Source organism: Rathayibacter sp. VKM Ac-2759, assembly GCF_009834225.1.
Classification (GTDB): Bacteria; Actinomycetota; Actinomycetes; order Actinomycetales; family Microbacteriaceae; genus Rathayibacter.
The window spans coordinates 3,891,477-3,913,604 of the sequence record NZ_CP047176.1; the positions used below are offsets into that span (position 1 = coordinate 3,891,477).

A 22,128-nucleotide genomic window follows, 5' to 3' on the forward strand; every position below is an offset into this window, starting at 1 on the left:
GGGTCATCCGTGCTCTGACGTATCCCGCGACCAGCACCTCTGCGGTTGAGTGCCGGCACGTCGCCGCCTACTCTGGTGACATGTCACTCAACTCCGCGTTCGGCGGCGAGGAGCCCGTGCTCGTCGGACGGGACCGCGAGGTGGCTCTGCTGACCTCCGCGCTCGAGTCGGCCAGGAGCGCGGGGATGGCGGTGCTGATCGAAGGAGAGCCGGGGATCGGCAAGTCCGCACTGCTGACGGCGATGACCCGCCACGCGGAGGACACCGGGTACCGGGTGCTCCGCTGCACGGGCGTCGAGCAGGCGTCCCCGACCGGGTACGCGTCTCTGCACGAGCTCCTGCGTCCCCTCCTGCGCCGGCTGGATGCTCTGCCGGTGCGGCAGCGCGAGGCGCTGGCCACCGCCTTCGGGCTGGCGGAGGGGCCCGCACCCGATCGGCTGCTGGTCAGCATCGCCGCCCTGGGGCTGCTCGAGGAGGCGGCAAGGGCGAGCCCTCTGCTGATCGCGGTGGAGGACCTGCACTGGATCGACACGTCGACGCGGCACGTCGTCGAGTTCATCGGCCTGCGGCTGGAGGAGTCGCCCGTCGCGCTGCTCGCGACGTCGCGCACCTCGTGGGGCAGCGGCGCGCGGTCGACCTCCCCTCTGGATCGGCTCGTCCTCGAGCCGCTGGACGACGGTGCGTCGCGCGCGATCCTCGCCGGGGTGTCGGCGGGCTTGAACGAGGCGCAGAGGCTCCGGGTGCTCCGCGAGGCCGACGGCAATCCGCTGGCCCTGCGCGAGCTCCCGCTCGCGATGACGGGACCGGTCAGGAGGAACGGGCTGCGCAGTGTCGTGCCCACCACGCAGCGGCTCGAGCAGGCGTTCCTCGGGCAGTTCGGCGAGCTCCCGGAGCGGAGCCGCTCCCTGCTCCGGCTCGCCGCCGTGGCGGAGGACGCCACCGTGCTCGACGTGCTGGAAGCCGCGCGGCTCCTCGGCCTCGACATCGGCGACCTCGGCCCCCTCGAGGCCGCCGGCCTGCTGCGGATCGTCGACGAGCGGCCGCGCTTCCGTCATCCGCTCCTGCGCGCCGCCGTCCTGGGGGCCTCGCAGACGGCGGAGCTGCAGGACGCCCACGCCGCCCTCGCGCAGACCCTGCGCGACCCGGCTCGCGCCGCGTGGCACAGAGCGTCGTCGACCTTCGAGCGCGACGAGAGCGTCGCCGAGGACCTCGAGGCGGCCGGACGGCGCGCCCGCCTCCGAGGGGCGCTCGTCGAGTCCTCCGCCGCCTACCGCCGGGCCGCCGAGCTCTCCGTCTCGCAGGAGAACCGCGCGGACCGCCTGGCTCAGGCCGCCGACGTCGCGCGGTCGGCGGGACTGAGCGCCGAGGCGCTCGAGGCGGTGGAGGAGGCGGAGCTGATCGCCACTCGCCCCGCGACGATCACGCTCCTGGCCCTCACCCGCAACGGTCTCAGCCTGACGACGGGCCTCACCGGGCATTCGCCGGCGGAGATCGATCGCACGCTCGCCCGGCTCGGGGGCCCCGAGAACGCCGATAAGCGGATCGAGGTGCTGTGGGCGGCGGCGATGACCGCGCGAGGGCGCGGTCTCCCGTCGGAGGAGTGGCGGAGGATCGATCGTCGGACGCGCGCGATCCGCACCCGGAATCCTCTGAAGCCGATCATCCTGGCGCTGATGGCTCCGATGGGGCAGATCGAGGACGATGTGCGGGCGGCGCTCCCGCAGCTGGTGGCCGAGCTGGACCAGACGCCGATCGGCATGCTCAGCCTCGCGATCGCAGCGGAGTCCCTCCAGGACCTCGAGACGGCGCTGACGTGCTGGAGTCTGGCGCGCGAGCGCTTCCACGAGCGCAGGGCGCCCGCCGACGAGGCGCAGGCGCTTCGCGGACGCGCCTCGATCCTGCTGCTGCGCGGACGCGTCGTGGAGGGGCTGGCCGATGCCGAGTTCGCCGCGCGGATGGCCGGCGACACGGCCCAGCCGCTCGTGCAGGGCATGTGCATCGCCACCGCGGCCCGCGCCCACGCGATGCTCGGCGACGCCGGGGCCGCGCTGGACGCCGTCCGACGGCAGCGGGAGCTGTCCGAGATCCATCCGCTGGCGATGGCGAGCGCGGACGCGCGGTGGGCCGCCGGGATCCTCGCCATGGCCGACAACCGGTACCGCGACGCGCTCATCGAGTTCACCCACATGACGGTGCATCCCACGCGTGCCCTCTGGGCGGTGGCCGACCGCACGGAGGCGGCAGTGCGGGCGGGACGAGCCGACACCGTGCGCGACAACGTCGATCGGGCGGAGCGTGCCGCGCACGTGCACCGCTCCGCGTTCCTCGCCTCACTGGTGCATCGCTGCCGCGCACTCCTCGCCGACTCCGAGGGGCGGAGCGACACGACCGCCGAGCACTTCGACCGGGCGATCAAGACGGGCGAGTTCAGCGAGTCGCCCTTCGAGTCGGCGCGGACGCACCTGCTGTACGGCGAGTGGCTCCGCCGGGAGCGCCGACCGGCGGAAGCGCGCCCGCACCTCGCTCGGGCGTTCCACGTCTTCGACGCGAGCTCCGCACGCCCTCTCGCGGACAGGGCCGCGGCAGAGCTCCGGGCAGCGGGGGAGACGCCGCGACCGGGAGCGGCGGCGAGCGGAGCCGTCTCGCTGCTCACTCCGCAGGAGCGCCAGATCGCTCTTCTCGCCGCGCGCGGGATGAGCAACAAGGAGATCGCCGACAGGGTCTACCTGTCGCACAGGACGGTGAGCACGCATCTCTACAAGACCTTCCCGAAGCTGGGGATCACCAGCCGGTCGCAGCTCCGGGATGCGCTCGAGCAGGCGGACCGGCCCCTGTGAGGCCGGATCCGCGCGCTCGTCCCGCACGTCAGCGGGTCACGACTCCCCCAGCACCTCCACGATCGCGCGGGTCCGTCCGAGTCGTGGGGCGAAAGTCGCGATCCACCCGAGAGCGAGGCAGAGGAGCGTCACCCCGAGGGCGACTCCGGGAACCAGCTCGGGGCGGACCTCCGGCGCGACGGACGTCAGGAGGAGCGTCGTGCCCGCGCCCACGGCCACGGCGATGACCGCTGCGACGATGCCGGCGGTGACGACGTAGATCAGCGCCTCCCAGGCGGAGGTGAGCGTGCGTGCCGAGTCGTCGGCCCCCGCGACCTCCAGGAGCGCGTCCTCGCGTTCCCGGTTCGAGCTCGCCATGAGGAGTCCCGCGGCGGCGCCGACCGCCGCGAGCAGCGCCGGCCCGCCGATGAGCAGCGCGAGCGGTCGCGGATCGACCGCGGATCCCGCGCCGGAGACCGCTGACGCGACGGTCTGCTGACCGACGAGGAAGGTCCACGGGAGGCCGATCGCCACGAGGAACGCGACGACGGCGGCGCTGCTGCGCTGAGCCGAGGTGATCACCGTCGCCCGGGCCAGGAACCAGGCGACGGACGCCCGCGCGGGGATCACCGCCGTCCACACCCGGATCAGGGCCGGCATGAAGAGCGGGGCCGACGTCGCCGCGGCGGCGATCAGGACAGGTCCGAGGAGGACCGACTGCGACGCCCCTGTCGGCAGCGCGGCGGGGAGCCCGGCGTACATCGAGCCGGCGACCAGCAGGAGGAGCACGGTGACGACCACTCGGCGGACCGGCCCGACACGGCGAGGCTGCTCTCCGCGCAGGAGGGAGAGGACCGGCGTCGACCCGGCCTCCCTGGCGAGGGGAAGAGCGGCGAGCACGGCGACGACGACGACGATCAGCCCGCCGGCCAGAGCGGACCCGGGAGACAGGACCGGCCGCACCTCCTCGAGCCCGCTGGACCCCTCCAGCAGGGTTCCGACGAGAGCGGGGCAGACCCCGTACGCCACGGCCGCACCGACGACCGCCCCCGCCGCCGCGACGAGGGCCACCTCGCAGACGACGATCACGGCCACCTGCGCCGGCTGCATCCCCACGACGAGCCAGAGCGCGAAGGTCCGGCGGCGCACCTCGACGAGCGTGCGCACCGTCGAGGACAGCACGAGCACCAGACTCACCGTCGAGAGCGCGAGAGCGGTGCTCGCGACCGCCAGGATCCCCAGACGGACGAATCCCTCCTCGGTCAGCGCCGTCTCGACCAGGGTCGCCGGGACTCCCGCGACCGCACCGGCGGCCACCAGCACGAAGAACGTCCCCCACCACAGGCGCAGGTCGCCCAGCAGATCGGATCGGAGCAGAGTCAGCATCAGTCGGCGCTGACCACCGCGTCGAAGAGCTGCTCGGCCGTGGGGCCGATGAGCTCGCGGTGGACCCTGCCGTCGCGGATCACGACGGATCGATCGGCACGCGCGGCCGACTCGAGATCGTGGGTCACCATCAGCACCGCGCTGCCCCTGTCCCTCACCCCTCTGAGCAGGTCGAGGACCACCCGGCCCGACGCCGCGTCGAGCGCCCCCGTCGGCTCGTCGGCGAAGAGGATGGCGGGCTCGGCCAACAGCGCCCGCGCGATCGCCACCCGCTGCTGCTGCCCACCCGACAGGAAGGGCGGCCGCTCCCCCGCCACCGCCAGGACGCCCACCGCGTCCAGAGCGGCGGCCACCTGGTCCGTGCTCACCGCCCGACGGGCCAGCCGCGCGGGCAGCGCGACGTTCTCGGCCGCGGTCAGGGAGGGGACCAGGTTGTAGGACTGGAAGACGAACGACAGGCTGCTGCGCCGGAGCGCGGCGAGGCGGCGGCCGGAGAGCTCGCGCGTGTCGGTCCCGGCGATCGTCACGGAGCCCGCCGTCGGGCGCTCGAGTCCGGCGAGGCAGTAGAGCAGCGTCGACTTCCCCGATCCGCTCGGTCCGACCACGCTCACCATCTCGCCGGCGGCCACGGCGAGCGAGACACCGTGCAGCACGTCGACGACCGGTCCGCGGCGCGCGGCCGTGAAGCTCTTGCGGATGTCGACGGCGTCGAGAGCGGGGGTCACGTCGGTCCTCACCGGGTGGTCGCGTCGACCCCCCGGTGGAGCATGGCATCCGCGGCGGTCCCCCGCATCAGCGCGATGACGTAGTCGCCGTCGGCCGGCGGACCTCCCGGAGTCGCGCAGAGGACACGGGTGCCGCGGAGATCCGCCGCCCGGCGAGGAGAGGGATACTGGGGCCTCGAACTTCCAGGAGGCGCGTGACCAGCGAGCAGCAGGGAGGACCGCCCGCGGGATCCCCCTACACGATGATGACCGACGACCAGGTGCGCGCCTGGTACGCCTACATGAAGGTGCAGCTGCGGCTGCGCTACGAGATGAACCGGCAGCTCCAGGCCGACAGCGATCTCTCCCTCGCGGACTACGACGTGCTCGTCGCGCTCACGAGCGAGCCCTCCGGAGGCATGCGCATGGCCGCGCTCGCCACACGTCTCGGCTGGGAGCGCAGCCGGACGTCGCACCAGGTCCGCCGCATGCAGCGCCGCTCGCTGGTCGCCACCACGGCGGCGGCCGACGACCGGCGCGCGACCGAGGTCCGCCTGACTCCCGAGGGGTGGGAGGCGCTCCGCGAGGCCACGCCGTCCCACGTCGGTCTCGTCAGGACGCTCTTCCTCGATGCTCTCGACACCGACGACCTCGCTCAGCTCGCCGACATCATGGAGCGCGTCTTCGAGCGGCTCATCGTGCACGGCACGCTCCCCAGGCCGGTCGACCACCCCTGAGTGCGCCTGCGCGGTCGGGCGCGAGGGCCTCGCGAGGCGCGCTCTCAGCTCGTCGGCGTCCAGATCCGCATCGTGGACGGGCCGCGGTTCGCCCACCGGTAGTACGGACGGTACTCGGCCTCGAACGTCCCGCCGACCCGCGCGGAGACGTCGTAGGGCCAGCCGTCGCCGGTCGCCTCGCGGCGCTCCAACGCGACGCGCGCGCCGTCGGGCGTCGCCACCGGCGCGACGGACGCGTCGACCACGACGTGCTCGGTGTCGAGCCCGTCCGGCAGATCGACCGACTCCAGAGCGAGCACGAACGGCCCGCGCTCCACCGCGACCTGCCCGCGCGCCGCGTCGATGCGCGGATGCGGGGTCACGAAGCGCGCCGTCATCGGCAGCGAGAGCCGCACGACGTCGCCGGCCGAGAGCCGGACGGTCACGACCGACAGCGCCGGGTCGACGGACGCCCCGTCGAGCAGCGCCGAACCGCGCGCGAACGGCGGGATCCGCAGTGACAGCGCGAACTCGCCGCCCTCGAGCACCCGCACCACGATCTCGCCGTCCGAGGGGTACTCCGTCTCGACCTCGAGCACGACGTCGCCCGTGCTCACCCGGTACGAGCCGTACTGGTGCAGCTGCACACCGTCGTCGGTCGCCGTCGCGAAGCCGAGCTCGACGCTCGCCAGCGTGCGCGCCATGTTCGTCGGGCAGCACGACACCCAGAACCACGGCGCGCGGAGGCTCGACTGGGCGCGGTCGGTCTCGACCGACTCGTCGGGCGCGACTCCGTCGACCCGCTGCTGCAGCGTGTTCGTGTAGAAGAACGCGCGGCCGTCCTCCCGCGTCGAGGGCAGCACCGCGTTCAGCAGGGTCCGCTCGATGAGGTCGGCGTACTTCGCGTCGTCCGAGCCGAGCAGAAGGCGCCAGCTGAGCATGTTCGAGGCGATCGCCGCGCAGGTCTCGGCGTAGGCGCGGTCGGGCGGCAGCTCGTAGTCGGCGCCGAACGCCTCGTCCTGGTGGTGCGAGCCCATGCCGCCGGTGACGTAGGTGCGGCGGGCCACGGTCGCCGCCCACTGCCGCTCGACGGCGGAGGCCAGCTCGGCGTCGCCCGTCTCGACCGCCACGTCGAGTGCTCCGGAGGCGAGGTAGAGCGCCCGCACCGCGTGCCCGCGCAGCACCTCGGCGTCGCGCACCGGCACGTCGTCCTGGAAGTACTCGGGCCCGTACTGCACCGGGCCGAGCGTGCCCGTTCCGCGCCTCTCGACGAAGAGGCGGGCGAGCTCGAGGTACCGCCCCTCCCCCGTCGCCCGCGAGAGCTCGGCGAGCGCCGGCTCGATCTCGGGGTGCCCGCAGACCGCGACGCGCCCCTCCGGACCGAACTCCCGGTACACGTGGTCGGCGAGGCGCCGCGCGACCGCCGGCAGCAGGTCGTCGTGCCCGGTGCGCAGTCGCGCCACCGCCGCCTGGATCAGGTGGCCGAAGCAGTACAGCTCGTGCCCCCACTCCAGGTTCGAGTAGCGGGCCGGCTGCCCCGGCCGGCCGAAGCTCGTGTGCAGGTAGCCGTCGGCCTCCTGCGCCGACGCGACGCGCAGCACCAGGTCGTCGAACCGCGCCTCGAGCTCCGGATCGTCGGAGCGGCCGAGCTCCCACGCCATCGCCTCGAGCAGCTTGTAGACCTCGGAGTCGACGAACTCGATGCCCGCGTGCTGGTCGCCTCCCGCCTCGGTCGAGAGAGTGCCCGCCGAGGCGCGGTCGAAGTTGCCGGCCCAGCCGACGCGCTCGATCCACGAGAGGCAGTGGCCGATCACCGCCTGCGCGTTCAGGTCCTGGTAGTGCTTCCAGAAGCCGCCGGTCAGGCGGATCTCGTCCTGCCGCAGCGGCCGGAGCACTCCGGTCGTCGGGGCGACGGGTCCGCCCGAGGCGGTGGTGGTGGCAGTGGTGGTCACGGGAGGTCTCCTTAGAGAGGGGTCAGTCCTTGACGGCGCCGGCGGTGACACCCGCCGAGACGTACCGCTGAGCGACGACGAGGAGGACGGCGGCCGGGATGGAGGCGACCACGGCGGTCGCCATGATCGAGTTCCACTCCTGGTTGTTGTTGCCGATGTACTTGTAGATGCCGAGCGTGATCGGCTGGAGCTTCCCGCCGCTGTCGAGGGTCGACGCGAAGATGAAGTCCGACCAGGCCCAGAGGAACGCGAACAGCGAGACCGTGACGACCGAGTTGCGGCTGATCGGCATGATCACCGAGGTGAACGTGCGCCAGGCGCTCGCGCCGTCCATCCGGGCGGCCTGGGTCAGCTCGTCGGGGATCCCGGACATGAACGCCGTGAAGATCAGCACGCCGAAGGGCACCGCGATGGTCGAGTCGGCGACGATCAGGCCCGGGATCGAGTTGAGCATCCCGAGGTTGAGGTAGATGGCGTAGAAGCCCATCGCCATGATGATCGCCGGGATCATCTGCGCGATCAGCAGCACGAACGAGAGGCCCTGCCCGCCGCGCGGCCGCAGCTTCGCGAGCGAGTAGGCGGCCGGCGCGGCGATCGCGACGGTCAGCAGCACGGTGCCCAGGCCCACGATCAGGCTCGTGCCGAGGTAGGGCAGCTGCTCGCTCACGACGGCCTGGTAGCCGGCGAACGTCGGCGAGAAGGGGAACCAGTCGGGCGGATCCTTGCGCATCGACCCGGTCGGCGTGAGCGAGACGTTGATCATCCAGTAGACGGGGAACAGCATGATCGCCGTCAGCACGATCCCCACGAGAGTCAGCCACCACGGGCGCCGCGCGGTCACGAGTCGGCCTGCTTGCGCTGGACGCGGATGTACACGAGGCCGAAGACGAGCGCGAGGAGGATCAGCAGGTTGCCGACCGCCGCCGCCGGTCCGAAGTCGGGCAGCATCGAGCCGAAGCCCAGCTGGTACGTCCAGGTGGCGAGCGTGGTCGACGAGTCGGCGGGGCCGCCCTTGGTCATGATCCAGATGATGTCGAACACCTTCAGCGTGTAGACGAGGCCGAGCAGGATCGTGATCGCCGAGACCGGGCGCAGCAGCGGCAGCGTGATGCGCCAGAACTGCTGGGCGCCGGTCGCGCCGTCGAGCGAGGCGGCCTCGTAGAGGTCCTGCGAGATGTTCTGCAGACCGGAGTAGAGGATCACGAGGTTGAACGGGATCCCGATCCAGATGTTCGCGATGAGCACCGCGATCAGCGACGTCGAGGGGGAGGTGAGCCAGTTAATCTGCCCGATCCCGAACGACTCGAGGAACGCGTTGACGATCCCGGAGTCGCTGTTCAGCATCCACGACCAGGTCGACGCCGACACGATCAGCGGCAGCAGCCACGGCACGAGGAACAGTGCGCGGAGGGTCGTCGCGAGCGGGAACCGGCGGTAGAAGAAGACCGCGAGCGCGAGCCCGAGCGTGAACTGGAACGCGATCGACACCCCGGTGAAGACTGCCGTGTGCAGCAGCGCCGGGCCGAACGTCGGATCCTGGAACACCTGGAGGTAGTTGTCGAACCAGATGAACGCGGCGTCGCCCTGCACGAACGAGCGGACCGTGTAGTCCTTCAGGCTCAGCTCGAGGTTGCGGTAGAGCGGGAACGCGTAGAAGACGAGCAGGTAGACGACGAGCGGGGCGAGGAACGCCCAGGCGATGAGCTGTCCTGCCTCGGGTCGCCTCCGTCTCCTGCGGGGCGTCTCGACCGCCGACGCCGCGGCGGAGGACGAGGGGCGGCCGAGGAGCCGCGTCGTCTCGAGGGATGTGGTCATGGTCTCTCCTGACCGCGCGAGCGATCGTGTCGCGGATCGCCGTCCGGCCGGCGCACGGGCGCCGGCCGGACGGGCGGGTCTACTTCGTGGCGGATGCGGCGGCCGACTGCGCGGCCTTCAGGGCGTCCTCGGGGGACTGCGAGCCGCTCAGCGCGTTCTGCACCGCGCCCCAGAGCTGCTCCGAGATCTTCGGGTACTTCGTGCCGAGGTTGTCCGAGGTGCGGCCCTTCGCGGCCTGCACGGCGGTGACCCACGGCTCGAGGTCGGCGTTCTCGGCGACCTGCGCCTCTTGGGCGTCGGCGGTCGGGGCGATGTAGGAGAGCGTGTTGTCGGTGGTCACGAGGTTGTCGGTCGAGGTGAGGCACTCGGCGATCGCCTTCGAGGTCTCGTAGCGCGCGGAGTCCTTCTGCACCGGGAGCGTGAGGAACTCGCCTCCGGTCGGCGCGGGAGCCGAGCCGCCGTCCTTCGCCGGAATGGTGAGGATGCCGTAGTCGATGCCGGACGCCTTCGCGTTGGCGAGCTGCCAGGTGCCGTTCTCGCCGAACGCGTACTCGCCGGTCTCGAACTCCTGCCAGCTCGTGGTCTGGGTGTTGCCGATGACGGAGTTGGGCGCGTAGCCCTGCTTCACCCAGTCGGTCCAGAGCGAGACGGCGTCGACCGCGTCGGCCGAGTCGAGCTCGGTGAGATCGGCGCCGGAGCCCCAGAACCACGGGAGGAACTGGAAGCTGCCCTCCTCCGTCCCGATGCCGGAGAAGGTGATGCCCTTGCCCCCGGAGGCAGTGACCTTCGCGAGCGCGTCGGTGAGGCTCGCCCAGTCGGTGATCGAGGAGACGTCGACACCGGCCGTCGCGAGGACGGTCTTGTTGTAGTAGAGCGCGAGGGTGTTCGCGCCGATCGGGACTCCGTAGGTGTCGCCGTCGATCTCGCCCGCCGCGAGGATGTTCGCGTCGATGTCGCCGGTGTCGAGCCCGTTGTCGGCCGTGGTGGTCAGGATGCCCGACTCGGCGAGCGTGGAGACCACGGGGTTGTCGACGAGCAGGAGGTCGGGCGAGTTGCCCTGCTGACCGGCGAGCAGCGCCTTGTTGGTGAGGTCGGTGGTGTCGTAGCCGGTCCGCTCGATGGTGACGCCGGCCTCGGTGCCGCACGAGTCGATCAGCGTCGACCAGTCGGAGGTCTCGTCGAACTGGGGGTACGGGTCCCAGAACGTGTAGGTGCCGCCGGCGGCGTCGGTGGAGTCGCCTCCCGAGCCCCCCGCGCAGCCGGTCAGCGCGGCGGCGGCCGTTCCCAGCAGGACGGCGGCGGCGAGGCCTCGTGCGTGCTTCCTCTTCATCGCGGATGTTCCCTTCGTCGTTGACGGGTGTCGGTGCAGGTCGGGACTGCGTCTCTGACCGAAACTACTTTCTGCGGGTTCACGGTAGACAGGGGGCCGATCACTCGTCAAGAAGATGCAGATTTTCGGTCGACTTTCGGTTCTCCGCACTCCTGTGCCAGGATCGGCACTGACGCGCGAGGAGCGCCGTCGGACCGGAGGCCGTCATCGCCGCACGCAAGCCCAAGGGCACGATCACGCTGACCGACGTCGCCCGCGAGGCGGGTGTCTCGATCGCGACCGCCTCCAAGGCGCTCAACGGCCGCGACCAGGTCCGCGCCGAGACGCGCCAGCGGGTGCTCGACGCCGCCGCGGCGCTGTCGTTCACACCGAACCCGTTCGCCCAGGCCCTCAACTCGCGCCGCACCGGCACGATCGGGATGCTCACCAACGACCTCGACAACCGCTTCGTGCTGCCGGTGCTGCTCGGCGCCGAGGACGCGTTCGGCGCCGGATCCACCTCGGTGTTCCTCTGCGACGCCCGCGGCGACTCCATCCGCGAGCAGCACCACATCAAGAACCTGCTGGCCAAGCGCGTCGACGGGATCGTCGTGCTGGGCCGCACCACGAATCCGCGGCCCTCGATCACCGCGACGATCCCCGTGCCGGTCGTCTACGCCTACGCGCCGTCCGAGGACGAGCGCGACTCGTCGTTCACTCCCGACAACACGCTGGCCGGGGTGCTCGCCGCGCGCCACCTCATCGAGCGGGGGCGCAGGCGCATCGCGCTCGTCAACGGCGAGCCCAGCTACTCGGCGGCCCACGATCGCGCCCGCGGGGTCGAGCAGGCGCTGACCGAGGCGGGCCTCCCGCTCGTCGGCGGCGACGTGCTCTACGGGCAGTGGTCGGAGAGCTGGGGGCGCCAGTGCGCCGAGACGCTGCTCGACGCGCATCCGGATCTCGACGCCCTGATCTGCGCGAGCGACCAGATCGCGCGCGGCGCACTCGACCACCTCCGCGAGAGCGGCCGATCAGTGCCGCGCGACGTCGCCGTCGTCGGCTTCGACAACTGGGACCTGCTCGTCGAGGCCGCCCGCCCGCCGCTGACCAGCATCGACATGCAGCTCGAGACCCTGGGCCGCGCCGCCGCCGAGGAGCTCTCGCACGCCATCCACGGCCGCGCGACCGCGGGCGTCCGCTCGATGCCCGTGCGCCTGGTCCCCCGCGAGTCCTCGGCCTGAGCGGCCCGCCGGCGACCCGACGGTTCCCCCGATCGGGCTCAGTTCTGAGCGGCGAGCTTGTCGGCCTCCGCCTCGGAGAGGATCATGAGGCCGCGGTCGCTGTGAGAGCCCTCGAGCATCGCCACGACCCAGTTCCGGTTGATCGTGGGGGGCCGGCTGCCGGAGAACTGGAACTGCAGCGGCAGCGTCGGCGCCATCCACAGCGACGTCCGTCCCGAGCCCTGATCCGCGGCGATCGGCCACGACAGCAGGAAGCTCTCCTGTCGGCGGAGCTTCGCGGTCAGTGCGAGCTTGACGTGAGCGAGAGTGCGGTCGTCCATCTCGTAGACGGTTCCCGGTCCATAGATCAGCTGTCCCACCCGCGCAGTGTGCCACATCCGTTGCACATCGGGTGGCACGAGGTCAACGCCGTCGATGCCGGACGCGCTGGTCCGTAGGGTCGGAGGAGTCGAGCGATGCTGGACGTGGAGGGAGCGGTCATGGTGCAGATCACGGTGCAGGACAAGACCTACCTGCTCGACGCCGGCACGAGCATGGACGAGGCGAAGCAGGCGGTCCTCGACGCGATGAGAGCGGCGCCCGCGTTCCTCTCGCTCCGGACCGTGCTCGGCGGTCATGTCGAGATACTGCTCACGCCGACGAGCTCGGTGGTGCTCGAGGAGCACGACGAGGCGCCGCTGCCGCTCCCCGCGCACGTCGCCGCGGAGCTCGACTACGACGACCTCTACGGCCTGGACTACGCCTGATCGGACGATCCCTCCGGGGAGCCGTCCGCCCGACGGTCACCGGTGCTGGTCGAGCGGGCTCTCCGCCTCCGTCGACTCGAGGGGATCGTCGACGTCCGCCCCGGAGTTACCGGATTCCGCGGCCTCCACCGAGGCCGACGCGCCCCGCAGGTACTGCGCCGAGATCACGCGGTACGACCGCGTGAGCATCGCAGCCCCCGCCGCGAGCACCATGATGATCCCGCCGACGAGGAACACGAGCGCGATCCCCCGCCCGATGCCGTCGCCGAGGAGCCAGCCGAAGGCCGACCGCCCGGCCGACGACTCCATGTAGGGGATGAGGGCGAACTCGGCGATCGGCGCGATGAGGAACGCGGTGACCGGCGCCGCCGCCGACTCGAACGCCGCGGCGAAGCCGAAGACCCTCCCCTGGGTCTCGAAGGGGACGACCTTCTGGATGACGGTCTGCTCGGCGGCCTCGACCGCGGGGATCAGCGTCATGTAGATCCAGATGCCGCCCGCGTAGAGCCACCACCAGTCGCGGAGGGTGAACAGCGCGCCGATCAGGCCCATCGCCATCACGAGCAGCAGCATCGTGCGGATCGGGTTCCTCCCGAGGCCGAACTTCGCGACCAGCAGGCCGCCGATGATGAAGCCGGTGGCGGTCACGCCGAGCACGACCCCCCACAGCTCCACCGGGAACAGCTCGAGCCCGTACGGGTCCATCAGCGCCATGTAGACGCCGCCGATCAGGTTGTTGAACGTCGAGAAGACGATCAGCGCGAACAGACCGGTCGCCGCCCGCACCGCCGTGATGCTGCCGCGCAGATCGATGAGCGGGGCCCGGTCGCCGACGATCGCGGGCGCATCCTCGGGGATGCGCAGGAAGAGCAGGTGCACGAGGGCCGCGGCGGAGGCGCCGATCGCGATCAGCATCGTCCAGCCCATGCCGAGCAGGCCGATCGAGAGTCCGCTGAACACGCTCGTGACCACGAACGCGAGCCCCTGCACGGTGCCGACCAGGCCGTTCGCGTTGGCGTGGCGCTCCGTCGGGACCAGCAGTGTCACCGTCGTCGACAGGGCGATGTTGCGCATGTTCTCGATGACGGCGCCGAACAGGATCACGCCGGAGAACAGCCAGAACCACGGGCCGCCGAGATCCAGGAGTGCCGACTCGGGGAGCGCGAGGTAGAGGCCGCCCGCGACGCCGAAGGACACCAGCGTGACCGCGCCCGCGAACACCATCACCCGGTACTTGCGGTGCCGGTCGACGATGGTCCCGAAGGCCATCGCGAAGATCGCGACGAGCAGCATGTACGCGCCGCCGATGATGCCGGTCGCGAGCACCGACCGCGTCTCGAGGTACACCCAGAACGTGAGCGCGAACCAGAGGAAGCTCGTCGTGACGTTCGCGACCGCGGTGTTCACGAGGATCTGGTGGAAGGTGCGGATGCTCGTGGTGTCGGGAACGGCGGGAGCGGCCTGGGACATGACTTCCTTCCACACGAGGACGCCGTCCGACACCGGGCACTCCTCGCGCCGTGCACGGCCGTCGCAGCCACTGTAAGCCCGCGTCAGCGGCCCGTCGAGGACACGGACGCTGCGGGAGGCACCGCGCCGAACGCGGCACCTCGGCGGGAACCGGTTCCCTCGGGCAGCGGCGGCCGCTACTCCGGCATCGAGAAGTCGGCGAAGTCGAACCCCGGCGACACCATGCAGCTCACCACCGCGTCGACCTCCGACGGCAGCGTCCGCTGCCACACGTCCGCCGGCACGAGCGCCTGCACCGGCAGCCCCTCGTGGGCCGGCCCCAGCACCACAGTCTCGCCGTCCACCGGCTCCGCGCCGAGCCCGCCGTACTGCAGCGCCACCCGTCCGGGTCCGTTCCAGATCCACGTCTCGGCCGACGACACCCGGTGCCAGGCCGAGCACTCGCCCGCCGGGAGCAGGAAGACGATCAGCGTCGCCGCCGGACGCTCCCGGGAGGACCCGTCCGCCGAGACCAGCGTCACCCGCTCGGGCGACGTCCAGGTGCGCCGGTACCAGCCGCCCTCGGGATGCGGCTCCAGCCCCATCGACGCCGCCAGCTCGGGCCGGCGCACGCGCTCGAGCACCCGCCCGTCGACGCTCAGCCGGTCGACCAGCTCGTTCGTCAGCTCTGCCATCGGATCTCCCCCGAGATGATCGTGGCGAGGGCGGATCCCTCGCCGGATTCGACGATCGCGGCGACCACGTCGTCGGAAGAACCGGCGGAGATGTCCAGCACGGCGAAGTCGGCCAGCGATCCGGCGACGAGCGTGCCGAACGACTCCGCCTCGCCCATCGCCACGGCCCCGCCGACCGTCGCCGCCGCGAGCAGCCGCTCGTGCAGATCACGGTCGGCGTAGCCCTGCGAGCGCGCGATCCGGTACAGCTCCGCGACGTCGCCGAGCAGGTCGAGCGACGGAGTCGAGGACAGCGAGTCGGTGCCCACCGCGATCGCGTTGCCCTCGCGCAGGTAGTCCGCGACAGGAGCCTCGTCGAGCCCGATCACCGCGTTCGAGCGCGGACAGAGCGCGACCGAGGTGCCGCTGCGGCGCAGGGTCGCCCGGTCGTCCGCGTCCACGTAGATCCCGTGCGCGATGTGCACGTCGTCGCCGAGCGCGCCGATCGTCTCGGCGTACGCGACGGGCCGCAGGGCGCTGCCGCCGTTGCGCAGCAGATGGAAGCCGTCGTAGCCCCAGCGCCGCCACTGCTCGGCGAGGTCGCCGCGGCCGTGCATCGTGTACTCCGCCTCCCACGCCGACTCGGCCAGGTGCAGGTGCCGGCGGACGCCGAGCTCCTGCGAGAGCGGGGTCAGGTCGCTCAGCACGGGCGTGTCGAGCGAGTAGGGCGCGTGCGGCGAGAGCCCGATGCGGGTGACTCCGGAGGTGCGCACCAGCTCCGCGGTGATCGCGCGGCCGCTCCCCCGCCAGTCGTCCTCGAGGAGGCTCATCAGCTCCCAGTAGGCGATCCCGTGCACGCCGCCCGCCTCGAGCACGCCCAGCGCGCCGAGGTCGGTGACGATGTCGGCGATGGCCGTGGTACCGGTCGAGACCGCGATCTCGAGGCCGTCGGCCGCGGAGGCGCCCCAGTCGTGCGGCTGCTCGTAGACCACCTGGAACGCGCGCGACCAGTCCTCGAAGCCGTCGTAGCGGCCGGCTCCCACGGACGCCATGCAGGTGTACTGGAGGTGCGAGTGCGCGTTGACGAGGCCCGGCACGATCGCGCCGTCCCACTCCGTCACCGCCGCGGCGGGGTCGAGCGCGCGCAGCTCGTCGCCCGTGCCGACGGCGACGATCCGCTCGCCGCGGACGAGCACGCCTCCGCTGCGGATCGGCTCGCCGGCCACGGGCAGCACCCACGGGGCGAGGTGCAGCACCGCGCTCACGGCAGCCACGCCGAGGGCATCAGGCCGGCGAGGCTCGCGACGGTCGCGGCCGCAGCGAGCAGCACCGCGACCCCCGTCACGGCCCAGTCCGCCGGGGTGTAGCGGATCTCGCGCAGCCAGGTGCGCTTGGCCGTGCCGAAGCCGCGCAGATCGAGCGCATCGACGGTGTCCTCGGCGTCGACGAACGAGGTGATCGTCACCGGGACCATCAGCGGCGCGATCTCGCGGAGGCGTCGCACCGGATTCCGCGTCGCCGAGCGCTCGTAGCCGCGCAGGCGCTGCGCCGCCGCCGTCTCCTGCAGGTTCGCCGCGGCGCTCGGCAGGAACTTGAACGTGAGGTCGATGCCGTAGGCGAAGCGCGCCGGCAGCCCGAGCCGGGCGAACGCGACCGCCAGGTCTCCCGGGCGGATCGCGAACGCCAGCGGGAAGCCGACCGCGACCAGAGCGATGAAGCGCAGCAGCATGTTCACCGCGTACGACACCGCTCCCTCCGTGATCGGCAGCCCGATCAGCGGCACCGTGAAGAGCGTGGCGCCGGAGTCGGGCTCGCCCGAGCTCGTGGCCCCCACGATCAGCCCGTTGACGCCGGCGAAGACCACGACGAACACGGCGACGACCGCCCAGTTCGAGCGGACCTCGCGGAACGGGATCCGCGCGCTCGCGTAGTAGGCGAGTGCCGCGACGAGCAGCACCGCCATCCAGCGCAGATCGCGGACCTGGGTCGCGGCGACGACGAACATCACCGGGACCAGGATCAGTATGCGCGGATCCCGTCGGCCGAGGAAGGAGTCACCGCCGAGGTATCGAGGCGAAACCTCCATCTCGCGCGCCCGTCAGCGTCCGGCGAGGTTCTGGAGCGGCTTCCAGACCCGGTCGAGCACGGGGACGAGGATCACCGCGGTGATGCCCGTCGCGAGGATCGCGAGCAGGTAGGAGCCGAAGAACCAGTACTCGAAGGTCGCGCCGAGCAGCAGGTCGGTGACCGTGAAGAGCAGGCCCACGACGACCGCGGCGACCGCGATCGCGGCGGCCCAGACGACCTGGCGGCCGGTCGAGCGCGGCTCCTTCGCGTAGTAGCCGATCAGTCCGGCGAGCAGGCCGACGAGGCCGTTCGCGATGCTCCAGTTCCAGTAGGTGAGGAAGCCGTAGCCGAGGATCTGGTCGACGATCGCGTTGCCGACCGCGCCGGTGAAGAACCCGGCGACCGGTCCGAAGCGCAGGCCCACGAAGGGGATGATCGCGATCGCGGGGCGGATCGAGATCATCGTGCCGGGGATGACGAAGCTCAGGGCGCCGAGCGCGCCGTAGAGCGCGGCGCCGACGGCGCCGAAGACGATGGTGCGCGACGAGACGGCCCAGGGGCCCGTCTTCGCGGCGGTGGAGGAGGCGGTCACGGGTGCGTCCTTTCGAGGGGGGTCTGCTCGGCACGGCGGAGGCGCCGGGCGAGGTCGAGCGGTCGGGGGAGGCGTCCGCTCGGGGGTCCGTGGCGCCGGGCGGCGCGCACGAAGTCGGTCTCGCGGAGCACCGCGCGAGGGTGGTCGACCTCGGCACCCGGCACGTGCCAGAGCGCCGCGTCGTTCACGATCTCGGCCGGAGTCGCGTCCGCGACGATCCCGCCGCCGTCGACGACCACGATGCGGTCGGCCCGCGCGAGGGCCATGTCGATGTCGTGGGTGATGAAGTACACGCTGTCGATCCCGTCGATCGCCCAGACCGCGTCGAGGAAGTGGCGCGACGACCGCTCGTCCTGCCCGGCGGTCGGCTCGTCGAGGATGAGCGTCCGCGGTCGCAGCGTCAGGGCCAGCGCGACGGCGAGCCGCCGCTGCTGCCCGAACGAGAGCGTGCGCGGGGGCCGCTTCAGGATGTCCGGGACGTCGTCGAGCGAGACGGCGCGGAGCGCGGCGTCCGCGATCGCCGGGATCTCCTCCTCCGGGACCCCCAGATTGCGCGGACCGAAGGCGAGCTCGGCCTCGACCGACTCGCTGAACAGCGCCTGCCCCGGGTTCTGGAACAGGTACCCGCAGGTCGAGACGAGCTCGGCCGCGCTGAGCTCGTGCACCGGTCGCGCGTCGATCAGCACCCGGCCGCGGCGCGGGGCGACCAGGCCGACGGCGGCGCGCATCAGCGTCGACTTGCCCGCGCCGTTGCGTCCGAGGATCGCGACGCGCTCCCCCGCCTCGAAGCGGCGGTCGACGGCGGCGACGATGGTCCGCGCGCCGTAGCCGAGCTCAGCGCCCTCGAAGTGCAGGCGCGCGACGTCCCCCGCCACGACCGGCGCGGTGTCGCCGACGGCCTCCTCCGCACCGTGATCGCGAGCGAGGAGGGCCGAGAACGGCAGCTTGACCGACTCCGGCGACGCCACCTCGAGGAACCCGGCGACGTCGCCCGAGAAGGCGACCCGCCCCTCCTCGAGGTACACCACGCGGTCGGGATCGAGCGCGAGCACCTCGTCGACCCGGTGCTCCACGATCACGGCGGCGCCGCCTCCGTCGACGTAGTCGCGCACGGCCCGCAGCAGCACATCGGCCGCGTCGGGGTCGAGGTTCGCCAGCGGCTCGTCGATCACGATCACGCGCGGCTCGAGCACCAGGATCCCCGCGAAGGCGACGAGCTGCAGCTGCCCGCCCGAGAGCTCGTGCGGCGGAGTCTGGAGGAGAGAGGTCAGCCCGAGCCGCTCGGCGACCCGGTGCGCGCGCTCGCGGATCTCGGCCGGCGCGGTCCCGCGGTTCTCGAGCCCGAAGGCGATCTCGGCGAGCACGCTGTGGCCCACCACCTGCTTCGAGGGGTCCTGGAGGAGGGTGCCCACCACCTCCGAGATGTCGCGCAGAGCGAGCGGAGTCGCCTCGCGCCCCTCGATCTCGATGCGGCCGGTCACCTCCGCCCGGTACGAGCGCGGGACGAGACCGTTGAGCACGCGCAGGAGCGTGCTCTTGCCGCAGCCGGAGGGGCCCGCGACGAGCACGATCTCGCCGCTCGACACCGAGAACGTCGCGTCGACGAGCGAGGGCTGCTGGGCGTTGCGGTAGGTGACGCCGACGCCCTCGAGGCGGAGCAGCTCGGTCACGAGCGCGCTCCGTCGCGCTGGGGAGCGGCACGGCGGCCCGTCGACGTCCAGCTGCCGAGGAACTCCTGCTGCGCGCGGCTCGGCCGGTCGATGCCGATCCCGAGCGCGGCGAGCTTGGCGCGGGCGACCCGGTCGTCGACCTCGGGCGGCAGCAGGTGCACCGCGGGCACGAGGGTCTCGCGAGCCAGCACGTCGATCGCGGCCGCCTGCACGCCGAACGACAGGTCCATGATCTCGATCGGGTTGCCCTCGCCGGCTGTGCAGTTGATGCAGCCGCCGTCGTCCAGCACCACGATCGAGCGGCCGTTCGGGAGGCGGAAGCTCTCGAGCGCGTGACCGATGCTCTCGCGGACGGCGCCCGCGGCGAGCGCCGCGTCGATCGCGATCTCCTGCGCGACTCCTCCCGAGACCGCCACGGCGGCGCCCTCCGGCAGAGCCAGGAGGTGCTCCAGGTCGATCGTGTGCGCGATCCCCGTCGCCGAGATCAGCAGGTCGGCGGTCGCTGCGGCCTCGGCGAGCGCCGCGACGTCGTAGCCGGCGAACACCGCCTCGAGCGCGCGCACCGGGTCGACCTCGGACACGGTCACCCGGGCGCCGAGCGCGCGCGCGTGCTGCGCGACTCCGCGGCCGACCGGCCCGAAGCCCGCGACCACGACGTGCGCACGGTCGAGCGGAGTCGCGAGCAGGTCGAGCATGGTCAGGAGAGTCGACTGCCCGGTGCCGTGCCGGTTGTCGAAGAGCGTCTTGCAGCGCGCGTCGTTGACGGCGAGCACGGGGATGCGCAGCGCACCCTCGCGCTCCATCACCCGCAGCGGACGGAGCCCGCTGGTGGTCTCCTCCGTCGCGCCGCGCAGCGTCTCGAGGACCGCCGGCCGGTCGGTGTGCGCGAGCCGGGTCACGGAAGAGCCGTCGTCGACCAGGATGTCGGGCCGCCGGTCGAGCAGCGCGAGCGCGAAGCCGCGGTCGTCGGCCGCCGACGCGTCGGACCGCGCGAACACGGCGATCCCCGCGTGCTGCAGTGCCGCGGCCGTGTCGTCGTGGGTGTTGGAGGCGCCGCACATCACGCTGACGTCGGCTCCCGCCGCCGCGAGCTCGAGCGCCAGCGTCGCGGTCTTGGGCTCGAGCACCAGCACGAGACCGATGCGCAGCCCCTGCACGCTGCCGCTCTCGCGGAGCTGCCCGGCGACTCCGCGGGTCACCGGCATGAAGCGGGCGGCCCAGTCGATCTTGTCCTGCCCCTGCTGCCAGAGCGACGCGTCGCGGATGCTCATCGCAGGAGCTCCTCGGCCAGGGCGCGGTCGGCGCGGCGATGCAGCTCGTCGAGGGACGCCGTCGGATCCTCGGCGGTCGCGGACTGCAGGGCTCCGGCGAATCGTGCGGCGAGCGCGTCGCGGGTGCGGCGGGCCGACTCGTCGGCGATCTCGCGGGCGACGAGGAGGAACGCCTCGCGGCCGGCGTCGAGCAGTCGTGCGATCCCGGGGCGGCCCGAAGCGGGGTCGGTGAGCGCGACGACGGCGGGCTCGCTCTGGGCCGCGTCGACGAGGAGGAGGGGACCGCCGGCGCCGAGCGCCGCCGGGACGACGGGCGCGGCGAGCTCCCCCGTCGCGAACGCGAGGACCGCGTCATCGAGCGGAGGCGCCTCCGTGCTCGCGACGGCGAGGCCGCGCTGGGCGAACTCGACCAGGGCCACCGGGTCGTCGCCGACGACCACGACCCGGGCGCCCATCGCCGCGAGGCGGGTGGCGAGCTCGGAGGCGAGCGGCCCGGTGCCGAGGATCGCCGCGCGGGTCTGCGCGAACGAGAGGTTGCTCGCGCTCGCTGTCGCCCGCACGACGGCCTGCGCCCAGGCGGTGCGCGCGACGGCCGCGACCACGCGCGACGCGGAGGCGTCCGCGAGCGGCACCGCCTCGAGGAGCGCGCGCTCGCGCTCGCGACGCGGCGGGGTGAGGGTGGCGGACATCGGCGCTCCAGGAGTCGGGGGACCGCGCTGTCGAGGAGCGCGGTGGTCTAAGCGGTTAGCGTGTGACCATAGTCGCGCCGTATTTCGGCCGCCCGCCCGTTTATTACGGCGACGTGAAACATTCGGCCGCGCCGCGTCTCCTCGAGCAGCGGGCGACCCGACGGCTCGGTCCGCAGGCCTGGTGCCGGCCTCTGCGCCGGCCTGCTGCCGGCTCTGCGCCAGGGTGCCCGCCGGCCGGCTCATCTGCCCGCCAGCCCGCCGACCTTCCCGCCGCCTGCTGCCTACTGCCTGCCGCCTGCCGCCTACTGCCTGCCGCCCGCCACCTGCCGCGCGCCGCCTATCGCCCGCCACCTACTGCCTGCCGCCTGCCGCCCGCCACCTACTGCCCGCTGCCCGCCGCCTGCCGCCTGCTGCCCGCTGCCTGCCGCCCGCCACCTGCCGCGCGCCGCCTATCGCCCGCCGCCTGCCGCCCGCCGCCTACTGCCCGCTGCCTGCTGCCTGCTGCCTGCTGCCCGCTGCCTGCCGCCTGCCGCCTGCTGCCCGCTGCCCGCTGCCCGCTGCCCGCCGCCTGCCGCCTGCCGCCTGCCGCCTGCCGCCTGCTGGTCGAGTAGCCCCGCAGGGGCGTATCGAGACCCACCGACTCCCGACGAGCGGAACTGCAGTACTCACCCGCGGACGACAGCGAGCTCGATACGCCTTCTTCGCGGGCCGTTCGATCAGCGCGCTTCACGCAGCGATGCGCCGGACCCCCTCTCGGGACCCGGCGCATCGCCTCCGTCAGATCGGTGATCAGCCCTTCAGGTGCTTCTCACGTCCTCGGCGCTGGGCGAGGAGCAGCATCCCCGCACCACCGAGCAGGACCAGGATCGCGGCCGAGCCCGTCATCGCCATGCTCGCACCGTCGGTGCCGGTCGAGGCGAGGACCGCCTGCGGCCCCTGGGGTCCGTGTCCACCGCGAACGGGGACCGTCGGCGAGTCGGACGGACGGGTCGTCGGCACCGGAGCCACGGCCGTGGGGGTGCTGGTCGGCG

19 protein-coding genes are annotated in these 22,128 nt (G+C 72.5%); 4 read left to right on the forward strand and 15 right to left on the reverse strand.

Annotated features, from left to right (window positions below; all coding sequences use genetic code 11):
• The first annotated feature begins 80 nt into the window (after window positions 1-80).
• Window positions 81-2,837, forward strand: a complete 2,757-nt coding sequence (locus tag GSU68_RS18120; protein WP_159910021.1) for a LuxR family transcriptional regulator — start codon at window positions 81-83, stop codon at window positions 2,835-2,837.
• A 36-nt stretch (window positions 2,838-2,873) separates the two neighbouring features.
• Here GSU68_RS18120 and GSU68_RS18125 read toward each other — a convergent pair whose 3' ends face one another.
• Both GSU68_RS18125 and GSU68_RS18130 read right to left on the reverse strand, forming a co-directional pair.
• Complete coding sequence (locus GSU68_RS18125; protein WP_159910022.1) at window positions 2,874-4,202, reverse strand: FtsX-like permease family protein; 1,329 nt, start codon at window positions 4,200-4,202, stop codon at window positions 2,874-2,876.
• The gene (locus tag GSU68_RS18130) at window positions 4,202-4,927 is read right to left on the reverse strand and encodes an ABC transporter ATP-binding protein (protein ID WP_159910023.1); all 726 of its coding nucleotides are present in this window, start codon (window positions 4,925-4,927) and stop codon (window positions 4,202-4,204) included. Before GSU68_RS18130 ends, GSU68_RS18125 begins: the two co-directional genes overlap by 1 nt.
• A 194-nt stretch (window positions 4,928-5,121) precedes the next feature.
• Between GSU68_RS18130 and GSU68_RS18135 the strand changes: the two genes are divergently transcribed.
• Window positions 5,122-5,643: a MarR family winged helix-turn-helix transcriptional regulator gene (locus tag GSU68_RS18135; RefSeq protein ID WP_244259338.1), complete on the forward strand. Its 522-nt coding sequence runs from the start codon at window positions 5,122-5,124 to the stop codon at window positions 5,641-5,643.
• 44 nt (window positions 5,644-5,687) lie between these two features.
• Here the strand turns inward: GSU68_RS18135 and GSU68_RS18140 are convergent, their stop codons facing one another.
• The 4 genes from GSU68_RS18140 to GSU68_RS18155 all read right to left on the reverse strand — a co-directional run bounded on the left by GSU68_RS18140 (window position 5,688) and on the right by GSU68_RS18155 (window position 10,719).
• A complete protein-coding gene (locus GSU68_RS18140; protein WP_159910024.1) occupies window positions 5,688-7,574 on the reverse strand; it encodes a beta-L-arabinofuranosidase domain-containing protein in 1,887 nt (628 codons plus the stop codon).
• 22 nt (window positions 7,575-7,596) lie between these two features.
• Window positions 7,597-8,415 carry a carbohydrate ABC transporter permease gene (locus GSU68_RS18145; RefSeq protein WP_159910025.1) on the reverse strand — a complete coding sequence of 273 codons (819 nt, stop codon included), beginning with the start codon at window positions 8,413-8,415 and terminating at the stop codon, window positions 7,597-7,599.
• Entirely contained in the window at window positions 8,412-9,389 is a 978-nt protein-coding gene (locus GSU68_RS18150) for a sugar ABC transporter permease (RefSeq protein WP_159910026.1), read from the reverse strand. Before GSU68_RS18150 ends, GSU68_RS18145 begins: the two co-directional genes overlap by 4 nt.
• A gap of 79 nt (window positions 9,390-9,468) precedes the next feature.
• Window positions 9,469-10,719, reverse strand: a complete 1,251-nt coding sequence (locus GSU68_RS18155; protein ID WP_159910027.1) for an extracellular solute-binding protein — start codon at window positions 10,717-10,719, stop codon at window positions 9,469-9,471.
• A 419-nt stretch (window positions 10,720-11,138) separates the two neighbouring features.
• On the opposite strand from GSU68_RS18155, the gene GSU68_RS18160 reads away from it, so the two are divergent.
• A complete protein-coding gene (locus tag GSU68_RS18160; RefSeq protein ID WP_348272506.1) occupies window positions 11,139-11,939 on the forward strand; it encodes a substrate-binding domain-containing protein in 801 nt (266 codons plus the stop codon).
• A gap of 38 nt (window positions 11,940-11,977) precedes the next feature.
• Here the strand turns inward: GSU68_RS18160 and GSU68_RS18165 are convergent, their stop codons facing one another.
• Window positions 11,978-12,298, reverse strand: coding sequence for a hypothetical protein (locus GSU68_RS18165; protein WP_159910028.1), 321 nt, complete (start codon window positions 12,296-12,298; stop codon window positions 11,978-11,980).
• A 96-nt stretch (window positions 12,299-12,394) separates the two neighbouring features.
• Here GSU68_RS18165 and GSU68_RS18170 point away from each other — a divergent pair, with 96 nt between their 5' ends.
• The gene (locus GSU68_RS18170) at window positions 12,395-12,685 is read left to right on the forward strand and encodes a hypothetical protein (RefSeq protein WP_159910029.1); all 291 of its coding nucleotides are present in this window, start codon (window positions 12,395-12,397) and stop codon (window positions 12,683-12,685) included.
• A gap of 36 nt (window positions 12,686-12,721) precedes the next feature.
• Here GSU68_RS18170 and GSU68_RS18175 read toward each other — a convergent pair whose 3' ends face one another.
• The 8 genes from GSU68_RS18175 to GSU68_RS18210 all read right to left on the reverse strand — a co-directional run bounded on the left by GSU68_RS18175 (window position 12,722) and on the right by GSU68_RS18210 (window position 21,097).
• Entirely contained in the window at window positions 12,722-14,155 is a 1,434-nt protein-coding gene (locus GSU68_RS18175) for an MFS transporter (RefSeq protein ID WP_159910387.1), read from the reverse strand.
• 176 nt (window positions 14,156-14,331) lie between these two features.
• On the reverse strand, window positions 14,332-14,829 hold the full coding sequence (locus GSU68_RS18180) for a cupin domain-containing protein (RefSeq protein WP_159910030.1): 498 nt from the start codon (window positions 14,827-14,829) through the stop codon (window positions 14,332-14,334).
• The gene (locus GSU68_RS18185) at window positions 14,817-16,082 is read right to left on the reverse strand and encodes an amidohydrolase family protein (protein ID WP_244259339.1); all 1,266 of its coding nucleotides are present in this window, start codon (window positions 16,080-16,082) and stop codon (window positions 14,817-14,819) included. The genes GSU68_RS18180 and GSU68_RS18185 overlap by 13 nt, the downstream gene beginning before the upstream one ends.
• Entirely contained in the window at window positions 16,070-16,894 is an 825-nt protein-coding gene (locus GSU68_RS18190) for an energy-coupling factor transporter transmembrane component T (RefSeq protein ID WP_279631044.1), read from the reverse strand. Before GSU68_RS18190 ends, GSU68_RS18185 begins: the two co-directional genes overlap by 13 nt.
• Before the next feature lie 12 nt (window positions 16,895-16,906).
• Complete coding sequence (locus GSU68_RS18195) at window positions 16,907-17,467, reverse strand: ECF transporter S component (protein WP_159910032.1); 561 nt, start codon at window positions 17,465-17,467, stop codon at window positions 16,907-16,909.
• Window positions 17,464-19,137 (reverse strand): ABC transporter ATP-binding protein, encoded by a 1,674-nt coding sequence (locus GSU68_RS18200; RefSeq protein WP_159910033.1) that lies wholly within the window; start codon window positions 19,135-19,137, stop codon window positions 17,464-17,466. The genes GSU68_RS18195 and GSU68_RS18200 overlap by 4 nt, the downstream gene beginning before the upstream one ends.
• Complete coding sequence (locus GSU68_RS18205; RefSeq protein ID WP_159910034.1) at window positions 19,134-20,408, reverse strand: adenosylhomocysteinase; 1,275 nt, start codon at window positions 20,406-20,408, stop codon at window positions 19,134-19,136. The genes GSU68_RS18200 and GSU68_RS18205 overlap by 4 nt, the downstream gene beginning before the upstream one ends.
• A complete protein-coding gene (locus GSU68_RS18210) occupies window positions 20,405-21,097 on the reverse strand; it encodes a hypothetical protein (RefSeq protein WP_159910035.1) in 693 nt (230 codons plus the stop codon). The genes GSU68_RS18205 and GSU68_RS18210 overlap by 4 nt, the downstream gene beginning before the upstream one ends.
• Window positions 21,098-22,128 lie beyond the last annotated feature (1,031 nt).